General features: G+C 45.4%; 16 protein-coding genes, 1 tRNA gene and 2 pseudogenes. 12 read left to right on the forward strand and 7 right to left on the reverse strand.

Going from position 1 to position 16095, the window contains the following annotated elements:
• Positions 1–40 precede the first annotated feature (40 nt).
• Entirely contained in the window at positions 41–919 is an 879-nt protein-coding gene (locus tag MKY01_RS10165) for an SDR family NAD(P)-dependent oxidoreductase (RefSeq protein WP_339286385.1), read from the reverse strand.
• Positions 920–1091: 172 nt separating this feature from the next.
• Here MKY01_RS10165 and MKY01_RS10170 point away from each other — a divergent pair, with 172 nt between their 5' ends.
• On the forward strand, positions 1092–1526 hold the full coding sequence (locus MKY01_RS10170) for a MerR family transcriptional regulator (RefSeq protein ID WP_338708922.1): 435 nt from the start codon (positions 1092–1094) through the stop codon (positions 1524–1526).
• A gap of 64 nt (positions 1527–1590) precedes the next feature.
• Here the strand turns inward: MKY01_RS10170 and MKY01_RS10175 are convergent, their stop codons facing one another.
• Positions 1591–2523 carry an AraC family transcriptional regulator gene (locus MKY01_RS10175; RefSeq protein ID WP_339286386.1) on the reverse strand — a complete coding sequence of 311 codons (933 nt, stop codon included), beginning with the start codon at positions 2521–2523 and terminating at the stop codon, positions 1591–1593.
• A gap of 159 nt (positions 2524–2682) precedes the next feature.
• On the opposite strand from MKY01_RS10175, the gene MKY01_RS10180 reads away from it, so the two are divergent.
• The 5 genes from MKY01_RS10180 to MKY01_RS10200 all read left to right on the forward strand — a co-directional run bounded on the left by MKY01_RS10180 (position 2683) and on the right by MKY01_RS10200 (position 7364).
• A complete protein-coding gene (locus tag MKY01_RS10180) occupies positions 2683–2958 on the forward strand; it encodes an Atu4866 domain-containing protein (protein ID WP_218034846.1) in 276 nt (91 codons plus the stop codon).
• Between the two features lie 25 nt (positions 2959–2983).
• The gene (locus MKY01_RS10185; protein WP_127544247.1) at positions 2984–3721 is read left to right on the forward strand and encodes an SDR family oxidoreductase; all 738 of its coding nucleotides are present in this window, start codon (positions 2984–2986) and stop codon (positions 3719–3721) included.
• A 59-nt stretch (positions 3722–3780) separates the two neighbouring features.
• Positions 3781–4683 carry a LysR family transcriptional regulator gene (locus MKY01_RS10190; protein ID WP_017689438.1) on the forward strand — a complete coding sequence of 301 codons (903 nt, stop codon included), beginning with the start codon at positions 3781–3783 and terminating at the stop codon, positions 4681–4683.
• Between the two features lie 159 nt (positions 4684–4842).
• Positions 4843–5580, forward strand: a complete 738-nt coding sequence (locus MKY01_RS10195; RefSeq protein WP_100529279.1) for a fused MFS/spermidine synthase — start codon at positions 4843–4845, stop codon at positions 5578–5580.
• Between the two features lie 164 nt (positions 5581–5744).
• On the forward strand, positions 5745–7364 hold the full coding sequence (locus MKY01_RS10200; RefSeq protein ID WP_282322023.1) for a sensor domain-containing diguanylate cyclase: 1620 nt from the start codon (positions 5745–5747) through the stop codon (positions 7362–7364).
• 62 nt (positions 7365–7426) lie between these two features.
• Here the strand turns inward: MKY01_RS10200 and MKY01_RS10205 are convergent, their stop codons facing one another.
• From MKY01_RS10205 to MKY01_RS10215, 3 genes and pseudogenes are all read right to left on the reverse strand, one after another.
• Positions 7427–7789 (reverse strand): helix-turn-helix domain-containing protein, encoded by a 363-nt coding sequence (locus MKY01_RS10205; RefSeq protein ID WP_017689435.1) that lies wholly within the window; start codon positions 7787–7789, stop codon positions 7427–7429.
• A 220-nt stretch (positions 7790–8009) separates the two neighbouring features.
• Positions 8010–9160: pseudogene (locus tag MKY01_RS10210) on the reverse strand (IS3 family transposase).
• Positions 9161–9298: 138 nt separating this feature from the next.
• On the reverse strand, positions 9299–10291 hold the full coding sequence (locus MKY01_RS10215) for a Gfo/Idh/MocA family oxidoreductase (protein WP_282322022.1): 993 nt from the start codon (positions 10289–10291) through the stop codon (positions 9299–9301).
• A 226-nt stretch (positions 10292–10517) separates the two neighbouring features.
• Between MKY01_RS10215 and MKY01_RS10220 the strand changes: the two genes are divergently transcribed.
• Positions 10518–10601: transfer RNA gene (locus MKY01_RS10220), tRNA-Leu, on the forward strand.
• A 106-nt stretch (positions 10602–10707) separates the two neighbouring features.
• Here the strand turns inward: MKY01_RS10220 and MKY01_RS10225 are convergent.
• Positions 10708–10893 (reverse strand): hypothetical protein, encoded by a 186-nt coding sequence (locus tag MKY01_RS10225; RefSeq protein WP_036609735.1) that lies wholly within the window; start codon positions 10891–10893, stop codon positions 10708–10710.
• Between the two features lie 158 nt (positions 10894–11051).
• Between MKY01_RS10225 and MKY01_RS10230 the strand changes: the two genes are divergently transcribed.
• Entirely contained in the window at positions 11052–12206 is a 1155-nt protein-coding gene (locus MKY01_RS10230; protein ID WP_315370698.1) for a sn-glycerol-1-phosphate dehydrogenase, read from the forward strand.
• 223 nt (positions 12207–12429) lie between these two features.
• On the opposite strand, the gene MKY01_RS10235 is transcribed toward MKY01_RS10230, so the two are convergent.
• Positions 12430–13026, reverse strand: a complete 597-nt coding sequence (locus MKY01_RS10235) for a helix-turn-helix transcriptional regulator (RefSeq protein WP_017689431.1) — start codon at positions 13024–13026, stop codon at positions 12430–12432.
• Positions 13027–13474: 448 nt separating this feature from the next.
• Between MKY01_RS10235 and MKY01_RS10240 the strand changes: the two are divergent.
• From MKY01_RS10240 to MKY01_RS10255, 4 genes and pseudogenes are all read left to right on the forward strand, one after another.
• A pseudogene (locus tag MKY01_RS10240) lies at positions 13475–13858 on the forward strand (phage holin family protein); the annotation flags it as partial.
• A 286-nt stretch (positions 13859–14144) separates the two neighbouring features.
• On the forward strand, positions 14145–14432 hold the full coding sequence (locus tag MKY01_RS10245) for a Dabb family protein (protein ID WP_017689429.1): 288 nt from the start codon (positions 14145–14147) through the stop codon (positions 14430–14432).
• A 173-nt stretch (positions 14433–14605) separates the two neighbouring features.
• On the forward strand, positions 14606–15067 hold the full coding sequence (locus MKY01_RS10250) for a HepT-like ribonuclease domain-containing protein (protein ID WP_339286387.1): 462 nt from the start codon (positions 14606–14608) through the stop codon (positions 15065–15067).
• A gap of 10 nt (positions 15068–15077) precedes the next feature.
• Positions 15078–15992, forward strand: coding sequence for a DUF4261 domain-containing protein (locus MKY01_RS10255; protein ID WP_339286388.1), 915 nt, complete (start codon positions 15078–15080; stop codon positions 15990–15992).
• The last annotated feature ends 103 nt before the right edge of the window (positions 15993–16095 follow it).

Here is a 16095-nt window from a genome sequence, read left to right on the forward strand (position 1 = left end):
GTGTTTTTTTGTTATGTTTACTGCTTACGGGCCATCATGGTTAAGATGGGGTGATTGTAGTCTTTCCAGACTGCGTTGTACGAAAACGCTGTTCATAAATCTCGTTTACCCGGTTCAAAACAGCAGGGCCTTGCTCTGTGAAACGAAGCACTGTCGCTTTATTTTTAACCAGGAACGCACCGGATTCGAGTCCGGTTGGGGATAAGGCCGCATTGTAGAGCAACGAAGCGCCATGGCTTGGATGAGGAAAGAACCATTTCATGATAGGTTTGATATAGAAGGGCAGGCCGGATGTTTTGTTGCCCCTTAGCGTGTTATTTCCACCGGGATCTACGCTTAGTAATTGTATGCCATACGCACTGGCAGACTTGGCAGCCTCGCGTGTCCATAGGGATAAGCCGAGCTTCGAGGTGGCATAAGGACCAAACAGCTTTTTGAATTCGGCTGGACGTTCCAGGATGTTCAGATCAAATTGTCTGACCATATTGAACGAGGTGGTGGAAGTATTAATAACTGTTTTCATCTGTCCTTTGAGTAATAGCTCAACTAATTCCATGTAGATGATGTAAGGGACTACCGTCTGAAGTTCAAAGTGCAGTTCATGCCCCTGATCAGAGAAACGAAGTTCGGCAGCGCTGCCCCCCGCATTGTTAAACAAAACATCGATCGAATCGGTATCGGATTTAATCTGATCTAGTGCAGTTCTCAGACTGTCATAGTTGGTCAGGTTAGCCTGAACCCAACGGAGCTGGCCTGAACGTAAGGCGTTCTGAATATCGGTATCCTCGGATGGGAAAGCAGAACGGTTGAGACCGATTACCTGCCATCCTTCAGCCAGTAACTTGCGTGTCAGTTCAAGACCAATTCCTGACGTTGATCCTGTGATGAGAGCTGTGCGAAGCTGATTTTGTATATTCATATATACCTCCAGATAGAATGGGATTACAGAACGAATCTGTATGCTGCGCTCATTCTATAACTTGGAGTCGACTCCAAGTCAAGGGGTGTTGGGATGGAATGGATCATGCTTGACTTGGAGTCAGCTCCAAGTTGTAATATGGAGAGAAATGAATGTGGAGGAGGCCCATATGATGAGTGAGAATGAAGTGTTCTCCATTAAAGAAACGTCAGAACAGGCCGGATTATCAGAAGATACAATTCGTTATTATGAGAAGATTGGGCTGCTTCCCCGAGCGGAACGCAAGGCCAATCGCCATCGGGTATATCGCTCGGAGGATATCCATACGATGAAGTTGATCACTTGCCTGAAAAAAACAGGAATGTCTCTGGAGGAAATGAAGCCTTATTTACAAATGTCCATGGATTCCGATCTCGCCGATTTCCCGGATGAACGGGAGATGCTGGTGAATCACCGGAAGAAAGTTGAAGCACAGATTGCTTCGCTACAGCAGGTGGTTGATTTTATCGACGAGAAGTTGGAGAAACGAAGTATGTATCCTGATGAATGTCCTATTACCGGGGAGAACCAGATGTCTGTTTTTGAAAAACAGAGCCTATTCTCTTGATGGCACTGCTACCTATTTGAATCCGAAAACCCACGTCATGATGACGCGGGTCTTTTTGCTGTTTCTAGTATTTAATATCGAGTGTATGACGAAGTCGTTTGATATCGCTTTTGGGAGGGAGACCATACATGCGGGCATACTCCCGGCTGAATTGAGACGGACTTTCATAGCCAACCTGGAACGCAGCATTGGCGGCATCGGTTGAACCTGCAAGCAGCATTCGCCGGGCTTCATGCAATCGAATTTGTTTCTGGAATTGCAAAGGGCTCATGGCGGTAATCGCTTTGAAATGATGATGTAATGAGGAAGAACTCATGTTGATCATGGCAGCAAGTTGCTCAATCCGAAGTGGCTTAGCGTAATCGGATTGGATGACTTCGATCACCTCGGCGATGTGCTGTGCATGACTGTCCTGAATAGCAAACTGCTTGATGGAATGTCCGTGTTCATCCTGAATAATACGATATAGAATTTCGCGGATAAACAGAGGGGCAAGGACAGGAATGTCTTCAGGTGTATCCAGCAGCCGAACCAATCGGATCACGGCTTCAAGAAGGGAAGGTTTGGTTGAGCTAACAAACAATCCTCTTTGTGTTGAATGGTCAGGTTTGGGTTGAGCAGAAGGGGTATCGTGAATCAGATCGAAAATCTGCCCTGAATCAAAATCCAGTCGAATACATAGATAGGGATGTTCGGTTGTAGCCTGTACAACCTGCCCTGAAATAGGCAAGTTTACGGAAGCTACCAAATATTGTGACAGGTTGTAGGTGTAGCTCTCTCGGCCGAGTATAACTAATTTGGAACCTTGGGCGACAATGCAGAGGGAAGGCTGATAAACGGAATATATGGGTTGTGAGATCTCGGAGGCACGGATTAAGGCAAGGGATGGAATTGCTGTTGGATGTATCCCGTCACTTGGGGTGAAATGCTCAATAAGCTGAGCCAATTGTTGCTGCTCCGTGATGCTCGTATCCGCTTCATTTGTTTTGATAAGCATGAATTACAGCCCCCTTGTAAACCACGATTACTATTATTTTAAAATGCTCTGGAGGAATAGGCAAGAATACTGCGGGATTTTTCTATCGTACAACGGTTGATCCTTTACATAATGGAGAGAAGCCACGGAATCTTTTGAAGCAGAAAGGAGTGAGAGACAATGGAGCGCAATTCAATGGGCGACCAACAAGAACCAAAACACCCGTATGTGGGGATGTGGGTCACGAAGGATGGATATATCAGACATGAACTTCTTCCTTGCGGTAGATATGATGAAGCGAGAGGAGATCGGCAAAGTGCATATCAGGGTCGCTATGTTGTTCATGGGAAACATATAGAGTACGTGGATGATACGGGATTTACAGCGGATGGAGACTTCAGGGACGGCGTTTTGTACCATGCAGGCATGGTTTTGTATAGAGAAAATGTACAATAACAACTAAATAAGGAGCGATTAAAATATGTCCAATGTAAAAGGGAAAGTGGTTGTCATTACCGGTGCGAGTAGTGGAATTGGCGAGTCAACAGCTCGATTGCTTGCACAGCATGGAGCACATGTAGTTATTGGAGCTAGACGTATGGAACGTTTGGAGGCATTGGCCTCCTCCATTCGTTTGGAGGGCGGATCGGTGGAGTATCATTCGCTGGATGTTACCAGATTGGAAGAGATGCAAACCATCGTTGACCTCGCTCAAACTCGCTATGGACGTATCGATGTTATTTTAAATAACGCTGGAGTTATGCCGCTATCTCCCCTTGAATCGTTAAAAGTAGATGAGTGGAATCGCATGATAGATGTTAACATTCGTGGGGTTCTGCATGGCATTGCAGCTGGACTACCCGTCATGAAAAAGCAGGGTTTCGGCCAGTTTATTAATATCGCCTCTATTGGAGCCTATGCCGTGTCACCAACGGCAGCGGTGTATTGTGCAACCAAATACGCGGTCCGCGCCATCTCGGAGGGGTTGCGACAGGAAGTAGGCGGAGATATCCGTGTAACCCTTGTATCACCGGGCGTGACGGAATCGGAACTCGCGGATACGATCTCTGATGAAGAAGCACGTGATCTCATGAAAGAGTATCGGCGCATATCGATTCCCGCCTCGGCGATTGCGCAAAGTATATTGTTCGCCATTAGCCAGCCGGCAGAGGTGGACGTAAATGAGATTGTAGTGAGACCGACAGCAAGCATGGCTTAAGTTCGGATCCTCTTTTGGTATATAATAGATTCAATTGATACGAAAAGAGGAATAGTGCAGTGACATTACAACAACTAAAATATGTGATCGAAGTTGCCACGCGCGGTTCCATGAATGAAGCAGCCAAAAGGTTGTTTATCTCGCAACCCAGCCTTTCGAATGCCATTCGGGATCTGGAGCAGGAGTTGCGAATTACTATTTTTGAACGTACCAATAAGGGAATATCTCTGTCTAAAGAAGGCGTTGAGTTTCTGAGTTATGCACGTCAGGTGGTAGAACAAGCTGAATTGCTGGAGAATCGTTATCTGAACGCCAAGCCATCCCCGCAGCACTTCTCTGTATCGACGCAGCATTATGCGTTTGCAGTGAATGCCTTTGTTCGTCTGGTACAGCAGTATGGTCAGGATGAATACGAGTTGGCGCTCCGGGAGACAAAGACCTACGAGATTATTCAGGACGTGAAAAGCCTGCGCAGTGAAATTGGCATCCTGTATTTGAATGAGTTCAATGCCAAGGTGATTAACAAATTGTTAAAAGATGCGGGATTGGTTTTCACGAGTTTGTTCACAGCCAAGCCCCATATCTTTATCAGTGTGAAGAACCCGCTGGCGAAGCAAGAGTCGGTTGCAATCGAGCAACTGCAGGATTATCCGTACTTGTCATTTGATCAGGGAGAGTACAATTCCTTTCACTTTTCCGAAGAGATCCTAAGTACGTTATCTCACCCCAAAAGCATACAGGTCAATGACCGCGCAACATTGTTTAACCTGTTGATTGGTCTGAATGGTTATACGATCTCTACCGGTGTACTTAGCGCTGATCTGAACGGAGACGAGATCATTCCTGTACCGCTGGAATGTGAGGAATCCATTAATGTAGGATGGATAAGCCACAAGAGCACTTCTCTCTCTAATCTGGGTGTAGCATATGTCCAGGCTCTGCATGAGGCCATAGGGTCTTAGAAGTGTTAAATGGTTCATCAAAAGGCCGTTTCCGAATGAGTCGGAACGGTTTTTTGTTGTACTATGATCTTTAAAGTATAGGGTGGTATGTTGTCATCCCGTGTAATAGAATGAAGGTATATGTCGAATGTGTGCAATAGATTGAAGGGAGAACGGTTAGTGAGAGTTCTGTATCGGAATAAAAGTGAACAGCATGAGCTGACGGTATATGATACCAAAAAGCTTTATGGAGAGAAGGGCCAGTTTCGTGTATTAGAATTCTCCAACGCAGCTGTGCAGGGAGCCATGGATCTGGATGAGCCTAACCGGATGGTGTTGGAGTATCCGAGAGCGATAGTGCATCTAATGGAACGGAATGATCCTGAGTTTGATACCGTATTTGTGGTGGGACATGGTATTGGCACATTGCCAACCTACTTGTCTCATCGTCAGGTAAAGGTGGCTGAGCTTGACGCAGAGGTCGTGGAGTTGAGCCGGACCTTTTTTGGATATGAGGGAAGTCCTGTGCTCATTGGGGATGGTCGTGAATTATTGGGCCAGGAACCTGCTGCGTCATATGATTATATTATTATTGATGCCTTTACGGCAACGGGTACACCCGAGCAGTTTATATCCAGTGATTTTTTTGCCATGGTCAAGGACAAGCTGGACTCGAACGGAGCTGTGATCCTTAATGTGTTCGGGCGTGCGGGCAATGATCGGCTTGTCAATGCGATCTATACGACACTTCAGGCACAGTTTGCCTATACACGTGCATTCGCATTACCTACAGAAACAGCGGATGAAGTTCAAAATCGCATTTTAATGGGTAGTCATCACCCGATCGAATTTCAGGTTCGTCAGATGGCAGGGTTTGTTGAACAAGAGCCAGAAGAAGGATATATCATTGTCGATTAGGGCGATTCTGAACAGTGATTCTTCCAGGGAAAGTAAAATGTCATTAAATCGTCAATCTTACGATGTAATTGTTAAGATTTCTCAGTCTCTTTATTTGATCTTAACAACTTTCGTATAAGATAGAAGGAATATGCTTTTTCATGAAAATCCGGGGGAAGTAAACGATGATTGCACAGATCAAGAGATCTAGAAGATTACGAAGAAAAATAAAAAACATCAAGAAGATCAGCCTCACGGCTTTACTCGGCGGGTTGGTCACTATTTCAGTTATAATGACATTGACCCTCATGGTCATCTCATCTTATACATCTCAGAAACAGTCACTCATTGATAACACCCTGTCCTTAAACTATGCCAGCGCTGTGCAAATGAGCCAAACGCTGGATTCGCTTTTTTATTCCATGCAGGAGAGCTTGAAATATGCAGCCACATATTTCACGGATATGGATAACTCCAATACAAAAGAGTTGAATTCCACATTGGATTTGGTTCGCAATAGCAGTAATTTTTTCAATTCCGTTTCTTTGGTAGATAAAGCGGGAGTAGTTAGGTCTACCTCACCTTACTCACAGGCTAGCGTAGGTCACCATGTTAGTTCCAATGCAGCAAAAGAAGCGGTTAGCTTGAGGACTTCGTATATCTCCGAAGCGTACCAGACACCCAGAACCAAACGCAGAATTGTATTTGTCAGTGAACCGATCTTTGATTCGGCAGGGGAGTATCAAGGAACAATCGGTGGAAATATCTTTTTACAGGAAAATAATATATTGAGTCTGTCTTTTGGCAGTCAGCTCAAGACAAGTAATGGTTCCTACTTTTTTATTGTGGATAAGAAGGGCACATTGTTATTTCACCCAAACACCAACCGAATTGGTGAAAATGTCAGTAAAAATGAAGTGGTTCAAAAGCTGCTAGTAAACAAGCACGGTAAAGAACAATACAAAAACCTGGCAGGTGTGGATTCGCTTGCAGGTTATTACAAAGTTCCATCAACAGATTGGGGCGTCGTAATCGTGTCTCCAACCCAAACGGTGTACGATCAGTTGAATCATCATATCCGTATGTTGTTACTGTACACCTCAGTGCCTTTCCTGATCCTGACCCTTATTGTGGTTCGGGTTGCACGCAAGCTGGCCAGTCCTTTTGCTATGCTGGCTGATTTGGTGAATCAGGTCGATAAGGGACAAGTAGAACTGCCTGTGATGAAACCTCACTGGAATAGAGAGGCAGACCTTCTAACAAGAGCAGTTGTTGGCGCATTGGCGAACTTTAGGAAACAGACAAACCAACTTGTCTATGATGCCAGAACAGATGTTTTAACAGGCATGAACAATCGGAGAATCTTCGAAGAAGTCATTCAGGAATGGATTCAGGATGAGTTGCCGTTCTCCATTATTGTTCTGGATATCGACCGCTTCAAGTCCATTAATGATACATTCGGGCATCATGCTGGGGATGAAGTATTAAAACACATTGCCAATATCATTCAATTGTCTGTTCGACCAGAAGATGTCTGCGCCCGGTTTGGTGGAGAGGAATTTGTAGTCTTGTTAAGAAATTCCGAGTCTAACGTCGCTTTTGAGATTGCTGAACGTATCCGAATAACGGTCGAAGAAAGCATATTGCCTATAGATCGTTCCGTCACCATCTCGGCTGGAATTGCTGAATATCCCAAGCACTCCACAACATCCACAGAACTGTTTCACTTGGCGGATAATGCACTGTATCAAGCGAAGGAAGAGGGACGTAACCGTACGGTTACGATCCAATCGGTTATTAAATAAGCAAGTAAATAAGCAAGCAAAGAAGCTGTTCCCTAAAAACTAGGGACAGCTTCTTTTGTGTACTATACCTCTTGTGAGGATCTGGCCAGAACCTCATTTGTATAGGTTTCTCCCCAATCTCGCATGCTGAAGATAATCGGCCGTAACGTTTCACCAAATGGTGTGAGGGAATACTCCACTTTAGGTGGGATCTGGGGGTATATTTCACGATGAACAATTCCGCTGCCTTCCAACTCTCGAAGTTGCAGGGTGAGCATACGCTGGGTGATGTCAGGAAACAATTTTCGGATCTCGTTAAATCTCAAAGGACCGGAGAATAAATGATACAAAATGGCACCTTTCCATTTGCCTCCGATCACACTGAGGGTAACTTCCACGGAACAGCCGTATGGCGCGGGACATAGCTTGGTCGCGTCCTTTTTCATTATAAGTACACCTCCACTTTCCGGTGATTTTCTATAGTATCTATTTGGGTGGTTATATTACATAACGTACGTATAGTTCATGAAAGAGCATATCACTTATGATGCGGATTATAAACCCTAATTATAGTCGAAGGCAGATGTGTTGATGTCTATAAGATAAAAAAAGAGCCCGGGTTGGTCATAGCCCCGTCAAGTAGACAATAAAAAAAGAGAAACTCCATTAAGCGGCGACTTTTTCCCGGAATTCAATTGGGGAGAGGTCGCCGAGTTTGTTTTGGAAACGGTCCTTGTTGTAAAACAACATATACTCTGTAATTTGGTTCCTTGCTTGTTCCAGATTCTGAGGCTTCTCCAAATATAACTTCTCCGTCTTTAAGTGGGAGAAGAACGACTCAATACATGCATTGTCATAGCAGTTCCCACGCCGAGAATGGCTTCCTGTTAGCTTCTTCTCTTCAAGCAATTTGGCATAGCTCTGTGTTGTATACTGGAATCCCTGGTCGGAATGGAGTAAGGCCGGTCCACATTTCAGTTTCTTTACCGTTTCCATCACAAGTTTTAAGTCATTTCGCTCGGAGAGTTCCCAAGCTACAATCTCGTTGTTGTATAGATCCATCACAACCGAGAGATAAGCAAAATCATGCCCGATCCGGACATATGTAATATCCGTCACGAGTTTCTGCACAGGAGCTACCGCCGAGAATTCCCGATTTAAGACATTACGGAATAGAACTGACGGTTTCCGGCCAGCAAATGGACGTTTCTTGCGAATCACGGAACGAATCTGGAGTTCTCTCATTAAGCGGCGTACCTTTTTGTGATTCACCACGAGGCCTTCCTTTCCTAACGCGGTTCGCATACGTTTGTAGCCGAAATAAGGACGAAGCCGGTGAATGCCTAAAATATGTGCTTTTAGATCCGTATCCCGATCTGCTCGTTTCTCTCGGAGGACGATATTCTTCTTCCATTTGTAGTAACCTGCACGAGAAATTTCAGCAATTTTACACAACCAAACCACAGGTGCCCACTTACTTATTTCTCGAACGGACTGGCACCGGGCTTCGAAATCCAGCTTCCCTCTCCGTGCAAATTCGGATTGAGCTTTTTTAGATATTCTACCTGCGCTTTCAGATAAGCATTTTCTTCTTCTGCACTGCTAAAATGCTTCTTCGTCCAACGTCCTCGATAATCCTCAAAACTCTCTCCATTTTGGCTTTTACGTACCCAAGTAATAATCTGGCTCTCACTCTTAATACCAAACTTCTCCATGATCCGACTGTATGTCCAACCTTCTTCCAATCGCAGACGAACAGCCTCTTTCTTCGTTTCTTCACTATATTGATTAAAAGTTTGGCCCTTTTTCGCTGGCATAGCAAAAATCCCCTCCGGTTTTCAGTGTTGAGTTCATTTTAACATGATCTCTTTTTTTCACTGTCTACCTTGAGGGGATAATACCAGGTTTCAGGCTCTTCGCTGGATGTATAAAATATGATGATGAGCGTATATACGCTACTTCAGTGACGATAGAATGGAGTCACATAGAGCCATCGTTGCAATATTATCCTTGGCACTGGAATGTGGGACAGTCTGATTCTGGCAACACGTGATGAAGTGCGCCATTTCACCAACAAACCCGCGTAGATAAAGGTCACGATAAGCTCCTGACATGGGAGAGCCGGAAGGTGTATATACAGTATCTTGCTCCTCGAGAGATTTCCAGGGAAGGCTGGTCGAGCTTCGGGATTGATGAACAGTAAGTGTGTTGATCTCTTCAGCTGACGCAAATCCGTTGTCAAAGGTGACGAGTACACTTTCACTCTCCCGTGACCAAGCACTCATGCCGGTAAAATAAGCGCTGCCTACTACGTTATTCTCAAATACAAGGGAAATGCTTTGATTAATGTGTTCCCCGTCCTTCACGGTTGTGCCTGTAACTCGTATTACTTCTCCGAATAAGTAACGCATCAGATCGACCATATGAATGGCAGCGAGCTTCATGAACTGTTCCTCATCCTTGCAAAATGGGGTACTGTCTACAGCGAATTTCATCTGGAATGAACGTACCTTACCTAGCGAACCACTATCAATGATCTCCCTCAGCTTCATGTATACGGGGGCATAACGTTTCATAAAACCGACCATGACAACGACGCCAGCCTGCTCGGCAGCTTCTGCTACAGTGGCGGCTTCCGCTGCGTTCCATCCGAGCGGCTTATCCACGTATACATTCTTGCCAGCCCGAATGCATTCGAGAACAAGAGCGGTCTGATCTACAGGCTGGGCGACCACAACGACTCCGTCACAGATTTCCTGCTGCAACATAAGCTGAGCGTTATCATACGCTTGTCCGTTGCTGCCAAATCGCAGCAGAGCTGCTTCAGAGCGTTCCATACTGCGTGTGGCAATGGCCTGGATCTGCGCTCCGGCTTCAACAACAGAAGGGTAAATATTCGTGGATGCATGAAACCCGGCACCGATAAAGCACAGATGGGTTGTTTTCAAGGTGGATCTCTCCTTCATTTTTGCATTCTTATGGATGGTATATTTGTTGTTTAATGCTACGATAGGGTGTTTGAAGTTGAGAAAAAAGGACATATGTCCTATTCTTGAATGAGGAAAAAAAGAAGTTGCATTTTTATTTTGGAGCATGTATACTCTGAATTACGGTAAAACAAGGAATTGTTTCACCGGAACGCTTTTCATCGATGGATGAGGAGATACATATTATGCGGTCGTGGCGGAATTGGCAGACGCGCACGGTTCAGGTCCGTGTGGGCTAACCCCCGTGGAGGTTCGAGTCCTCTCGACCGCATCTAACAAAAAAAGGTTCGTGAGTTGCTCTAGGGCAATTCACGAACCTTTTTTTATTTTGTGGATCATTCGTGTGAAGCCTACATTTTGCTACCAGCATGCTAATGCTAATGTTGCCGCTGGCGCAGAATGACTGCCGTGATGATCCCGGCAATGGCTCCTGCAATACCAAATAGCGTTACACTGGCAACCACTTCAACCGACTGGAGACGAAACAAAAAAGCGATACCGCTGCCAAAAGTGGTTCCAGCGAGAAATCCGAGCGAAATTCCTAATTCTTTCGTTAATTTCATTGCTTCACCTACTTGGAAATGTGAGATATGGATTTGCAAATATTGGGTACAGGCAGTAAAGTGTGATCAGGAAAATCATCACATTTTATTTCCTTTTTTATCTTGTGGTTTTAACCCGTTAATTATGCATGATATCTCATATGGGAGGGTAAGAGCGAATGAATATGAACGAACGAATTGCAGCATGGAATGAGGAAGCACAGCAGTGTGCTTGCGGTCATCAACACCGAGTGGTGGATATGCTGATACATCTGGAAGCTGGGGCCATTCAGAGGTTACCGGGTTATTTGTCTGAGCAAGGATATCGTCAAGTGACGGTTGTTTATGATCGACATACGTTTCGGGCCGCCGGATCTGATGTGCTGAGTAGTATTCGCGAAGCGGGAATGCATGTGGATGAGATCGCTCTACCGGAGAATCGCACGGGGGATATCATTGCGGATGAAGCAACTATTGTGCAGGTTATGTTGGGTGTGAGACTCGAAAGTCAGGCTGTAATTGCGGTGGGTTCAGGTACCATTCATGATCTGGTGAGATTTGTTTGTTCCAAAATGAATAAGCCCTTTCTGTCGATACCGACAGCGGCTTCAGTAGATGGCTTTACCTCTGCTGGTGCACCCTTAATTGTAAGCGGAATCAAACAGACATTTCAGGCTGTTCCGCCTGAAGCCATTTTTGCCGATATGAATATCCTGGAGCAAGCTCCCCAAGTGATGACGGCTGCCGGATTCGGAGATATGCTTGGCAAATATACTTCCCTTGCAGATTGGATTGTTTCTCGTGATCTGGGCGGGGAACCGTTCTGTCCGGTTGCTTATCGGATGACAGAAGAAGCGCTGCATACCTGCATAGATCATGTACAAGCGATTGCGGAGGGGCGAGCAGAGGGAGTAGCTGTATTAATGGACGCATTAATTGTTTCCGGTATCTCCATGCTGATCATCGACCATTCCCGTCCGGCATCCGGAGGTGAGCATCATCTGTCCCATATTTTGGAGATGGATCTGATGCAAGCGGGAGAAAGACCGGTTCTGCATGGTGCCAAAGTTGGTGTAGCATGTGCATTGCTTACAGTGAAATATAAAGAACTTGCACAGACATCCGGCGAACCGGTGTTTGGGATATATGATCAATTGCCGGAGGCTTCTCAGCTCATCGCATGGTTGGAACAAGTAGGTGGACCTGTGACTACTGAGCAACTCGGTGTAACCCCTGAGATGGTGGAACATGCATTCAACACAGCGCATACGCTTCGTCCTCGATATACCGGATTGAGATATATCAATGAAGTGTTGAACACGAGTTTAGGATGACCTTTTAGAGAGAATGATCATGATGAAATGCTTTAACTTCGCTTGTAACGGGCTGTGATGGCTCTCCTTGGGAGCAAAAGGTGAAAAAGGGTAGGTTATCTGACATTTCTGATGGAGTAGCCAGAACAGTGCTTCAAATCCGAGAGACGAGGCATACATTTTATTTTAAAAAAGGCTCTGGCCTCCCTATGGGGAGATCAGAGCCTTTTGGCTGTTCGCTTATTTAGTTGTTGCGACGATCTTTCAAGATGACATCTGCGAACAAAATAGTTTTCGGGATACGGAAAAATTGCTCCGCTTGTTCCTGAAATGCAGCAGAAGGCAGTGTTCCCTGATGCAGCCATTTGCGGAAAGTGCCGGGATGAACCCCGATCCAGTGGCTGACATCTGTCACCGACAGATCATGGACCATACACAAGCCTGTCAAAATACGGTTACTAACCGGAGAACGGGTCACCGTACGCTTCATGAAGCGAGATGACTCGGGTTGACATATGACAGGGCTATTACGCACAACTTCTTCATTGAAGAGAATATGACGCGGGTAGCCGAGTAATTGGCAAGTCTTGTCCAAATTGGTACTGCCGGGTATCCGTCCTTCATATACCCACGCACTGACACTACGTGAAGAGATGGAGAGGTCTTCAGCAAGCTGGGACAACTTGATATCATTGGCCATCAGCACGGCAAGAAGAACACGATTGCGGATTTGACAGCGTGTCGGTTTTCGGAATCGTTTAACACGGACGCCTTTTCCCAAGTATTTACGGTTGATCAGAGACCACGCCTGGATGGAATGTTGTTCTGGTTGATTAGGCATATTTCCTCCGATTTTTTTTAACCAAATACTACAATAAACAACGGGGTACTTTCAAGTGCCGGGATTACCTGTTACAAATGCGTCAATGCGTCAATTCACGATAAAGAGGGAACTACGAACTAGACCATGCGCAATTCACATCCTAGTATATTCCTAGATTACAATGTTTCACTAAAAATGTGGGGAGAAATTGGACAGGAATAAAAATAATATAGTTCTAATTGCTTATTACTAGGTCTAAAGAACTTTTATCTGTTTTTTGTTGATATGATGCGGTTTATTTCCCTGAATTCCCCAAAATCATGTGATTTTCGTTCCCCTGTTGCGAAGAGGATGTGCACAAATCTGAAATGATAAATCCGCATGTTCAGCATGACATGTGACCTGTCAAATCTCTTACTTTTACATATATTGTATGATACTCAATTGTAAAGGAGAGGTGAGGAACGTGCATCTATCTGTGAATACCTTTGCTGTCATCTCGGGAGCATTTGTTACGTTTGCTTTTGGCGGATGGGATCAATTGCTGAGCCTGCTCGCGGTCGCGATGGCTGTGGATTATATAACAGGTTTGGCAGCGGCGGTAAGAACAGGTACCGGCTTGAATAGCAACATTGGATTCTGGGGGATTGCTCGCAAAGGGCTCATGCTGACGGTTGTTTTGCTTGCTCATCGAATTGATCTGATCATGGGAACCGATTTTATCAAAGGCGGAGCAATTTATTTCTATCTGGTGAATGAACTCATTTCGATTACCGAGAATTATGCCAAAATCGGTCTTCCATTGCCTGCAAAGCTCAGACAGGCCATTGCAGTGTTGAAGAAACAGGAGGATCAGGAGTATCTGACGAATCGTGAATGGTCCAAACCGCAGCAAACCCCGGACAACATCAAACAGCAGGCTGAAACAGGACAAACTTTGCAGGATGACTCCGCGAAACAGACGGAGGATGGATCGCAAAAGAAATCCGAATCGAAAGGAAACGGTTCGGATTAGTTTTTCTTAATCAAGAGAACGTTTCCAAGTATCCTTTCGTAATAGAGAACGTTATGATATATTTTGGATACATGAAAATTCATTCATTTCTACTATTATATTAAACGAGGTGTTTGCCCAGATGATAAAACATATTGTCCTGTTCAAGATGAAAGATCGCTCAGCAGAAAGTATTGAAGCTGCAGCCCAGGTGCTTCGCAATCTGGAAGGTAAAATTGATGTCCTGGTTTCACTTGAAATCGGGATTGATGTGCTTCGCTCGGAGAGATCGTTCGACATTTCACTCACGGCGGAGTTTGCGTCACTGGAGGATCTCCAGGCGTATCAGGTACACCCGCTTCATCAGGAAGTTATCAAGTACATGAACGAAGTCAGAGAACAGTCAATTGCAGTGGACTACGAAATCTGATCTATCATTCAAACTACGTTGAGATAAAGGGGACTCTGCATGAGCGATTTAAGAGACGTTATGGAATTTCTATATATTTTTGTTGTGTTTCTAATCGCTTGTCCTGTGATGATATTCTGGCTTAAGCGAAGAGGGAAACGGAACCGATAACTCACTGAACGGGAAGTGAACGAATGTATTATGTGAACAGAGAACAGATTGCCCGCCGGCTTGCTGCTGTACCGGAAGTAGCTGAAGGGCTTCGCGGGGTAGCAGAAGCTTGGGATGGCAGTCTCATGCTGGGTATGGTACAGGAACGTTGTCTTCACCTGGCGATCGAGATTGTTACCGATGTGGGAAGTTATCTGATCGACGGCTTCATCATGAGAGATGCAAGCAGCTATGATGATATTATTCAGATTAATTATGAAGAAAAGGTTTTTGATAATCCGACCTATGAGATATTGCGTCAGCTTGTCACGTTACGCAAGCCACTGGTGCAGGATTATTACACTTGGGAGCGGTCTGAGCTCCATCCACTTAGCGTAGAGTTGCCGAGTATACTTGAATATTTTACTACTCAGGTTAGCGCCTACGTGGAAAAAGAACTTGGTCCTTTCAATACGGCACAAGCCGAGGGACAGCGTAAGGAATGAGGGAAATCGCATGACAAATGAATCAAAAGAATTCAATGAAGTAAATACTGAAAGTAACGAAACAAATGAAACACCTTCCGGATTCCATCCGGTGTATATGGTTGAACTTTTGTTCCGGGAACGTCCAGAGGTGGATCGCCTGCGTTTGCAGGAAGCTATGATCCGTCATACAGGACAAGTCCGACTGGATGTGAAACAAGAGAGCGGAGGGCAAAAGCATGAGATGCTTGTCTTCTATCATCTGGACCACAAGGTATCCTTCCAGGAAGGGGATATCCCTGCTCAGACTTGCATGCTTCCTGTGAATGAAATCGCAGATCGTGCTCGCTTTGGCGGTGCTCTGCAACAAGCATGGCATTGGCCGGAAGTGGGACAAGCTGTGGAAGCTGCGCGTTACTCCATTCGGATACATGATATGTTCACGGCTGCCATGCCTCGTAAACAGCGCCTGGAGCTGTTTCAGAAGACTGTACTGGCAATCATGGAGAGTGTGACCTGTGATGCGCTGTATTGGTATGGCAGTGATAAGCTGGTTGAACCGGAAGCATATACGCAAGCTCAGGAACGTGAGGAACATCTGTATGCAGCCATGAACGTTCGAATGTATCAAGCCGGAGGTACAGAGGAACAGCGCGGGTTGGTCATGGATACCGTGGGATTATCTGCGCTGGGTGTACCTGATGTCCAGTGTCACTTCGTCGGTCTTGATCCCGATACGGTGGCTCAGACCTTACTGGGTGCAGCATATTACATATTTGATCAGGGGGATGTTCTGCAAGATGGACAGACGCTGGGTTCTTCAGGTGGACGTCGCTGGCGTTGTGAACATCAGGCAGCATTGATTGCACCTGGACGATATGTGATTGATTTGGACCCGGGGGATGAGCATGCCGCGGCTGATCTCGAGCGGGCTCGTCAGAACTGAGTTTAAGCCAAGTCATTTGCATCCATTCAAAAAGGGCGTTCAGATTATTTTTAACATCTGGAGTGTCAAGTCAAGCCTGTGCTGCTTATAATGCATCAACAGA

The sequence above is a fragment of the Paenibacillus sp. FSL R5-0486 genome, assembly GCF_037975155.1.
GTDB lineage: Bacteria > Bacillota > Bacilli > Paenibacillales > Paenibacillaceae > Paenibacillus > Paenibacillus amylolyticus.

What these genes read in the sequence shown, in the direction of transcription:
- MKY01_RS10165 (WP_339286385.1), bottom strand. Translation starts at nt 919, where the DNA reads ATGAATATACAAAATCAGCTTCGCACAGCTCTCATCACAGGATCAACG.
- MKY01_RS10170 (WP_338708922.1), top strand. Translation starts at nt 1,092, where the DNA reads ATGAGTGAGAATGAAGTGTTCTCCATTAAAGAAACGTCAGAACAGGCC.
- MKY01_RS10175 (WP_339286386.1), bottom strand. Translation starts at nt 2,523, where the DNA reads ATGCTTATCAAAACAAATGAAGCGGATACGAGCATCACGGAGCAGCAA.
- MKY01_RS10180 (WP_218034846.1), top strand. Translation starts at nt 2,683, where the DNA reads ATGGAGCGCAATTCAATGGGCGACCAACAAGAACCAAAACACCCGTAT.
- MKY01_RS10185 (WP_127544247.1), top strand. Translation starts at nt 2,984, where the DNA reads ATGTCCAATGTAAAAGGGAAAGTGGTTGTCATTACCGGTGCGAGTAGT.
- MKY01_RS10200 (WP_282322023.1), top strand. Translation starts at nt 5,745, where the DNA reads ATGATTGCACAGATCAAGAGATCTAGAAGATTACGAAGAAAAATAAAA.
- MKY01_RS10205 (WP_017689435.1), bottom strand. Translation starts at nt 7,789, where the DNA reads ATGAAAAAGGACGCGACCAAGCTATGTCCCGCGCCATACGGCTGTTCC.
- MKY01_RS10225 (WP_036609735.1), bottom strand. Translation starts at nt 10,893, where the DNA reads ATGAAATTAACGAAAGAATTAGGAATTTCGCTCGGATTTCTCGCTGGA.
- MKY01_RS10230 (WP_315370698.1), top strand. Translation starts at nt 11,052, where the DNA reads ATGAATATGAACGAACGAATTGCAGCATGGAATGAGGAAGCACAGCAG.
- MKY01_RS10235 (WP_017689431.1), bottom strand. Translation starts at nt 13,026, where the DNA reads ATGCCTAATCAACCAGAACAACATTCCATCCAGGCGTGGTCTCTGATC.
- MKY01_RS10245 (WP_017689429.1), top strand. Translation starts at nt 14,145, where the DNA reads ATGATAAAACATATTGTCCTGTTCAAGATGAAAGATCGCTCAGCAGAA.
- MKY01_RS10250 (WP_339286387.1), top strand. Translation starts at nt 14,606, where the DNA reads ATGTATTATGTGAACAGAGAACAGATTGCCCGCCGGCTTGCTGCTGTA.
- MKY01_RS10255 (WP_339286388.1), top strand. Translation starts at nt 15,078, where the DNA reads ATGACAAATGAATCAAAAGAATTCAATGAAGTAAATACTGAAAGTAAC.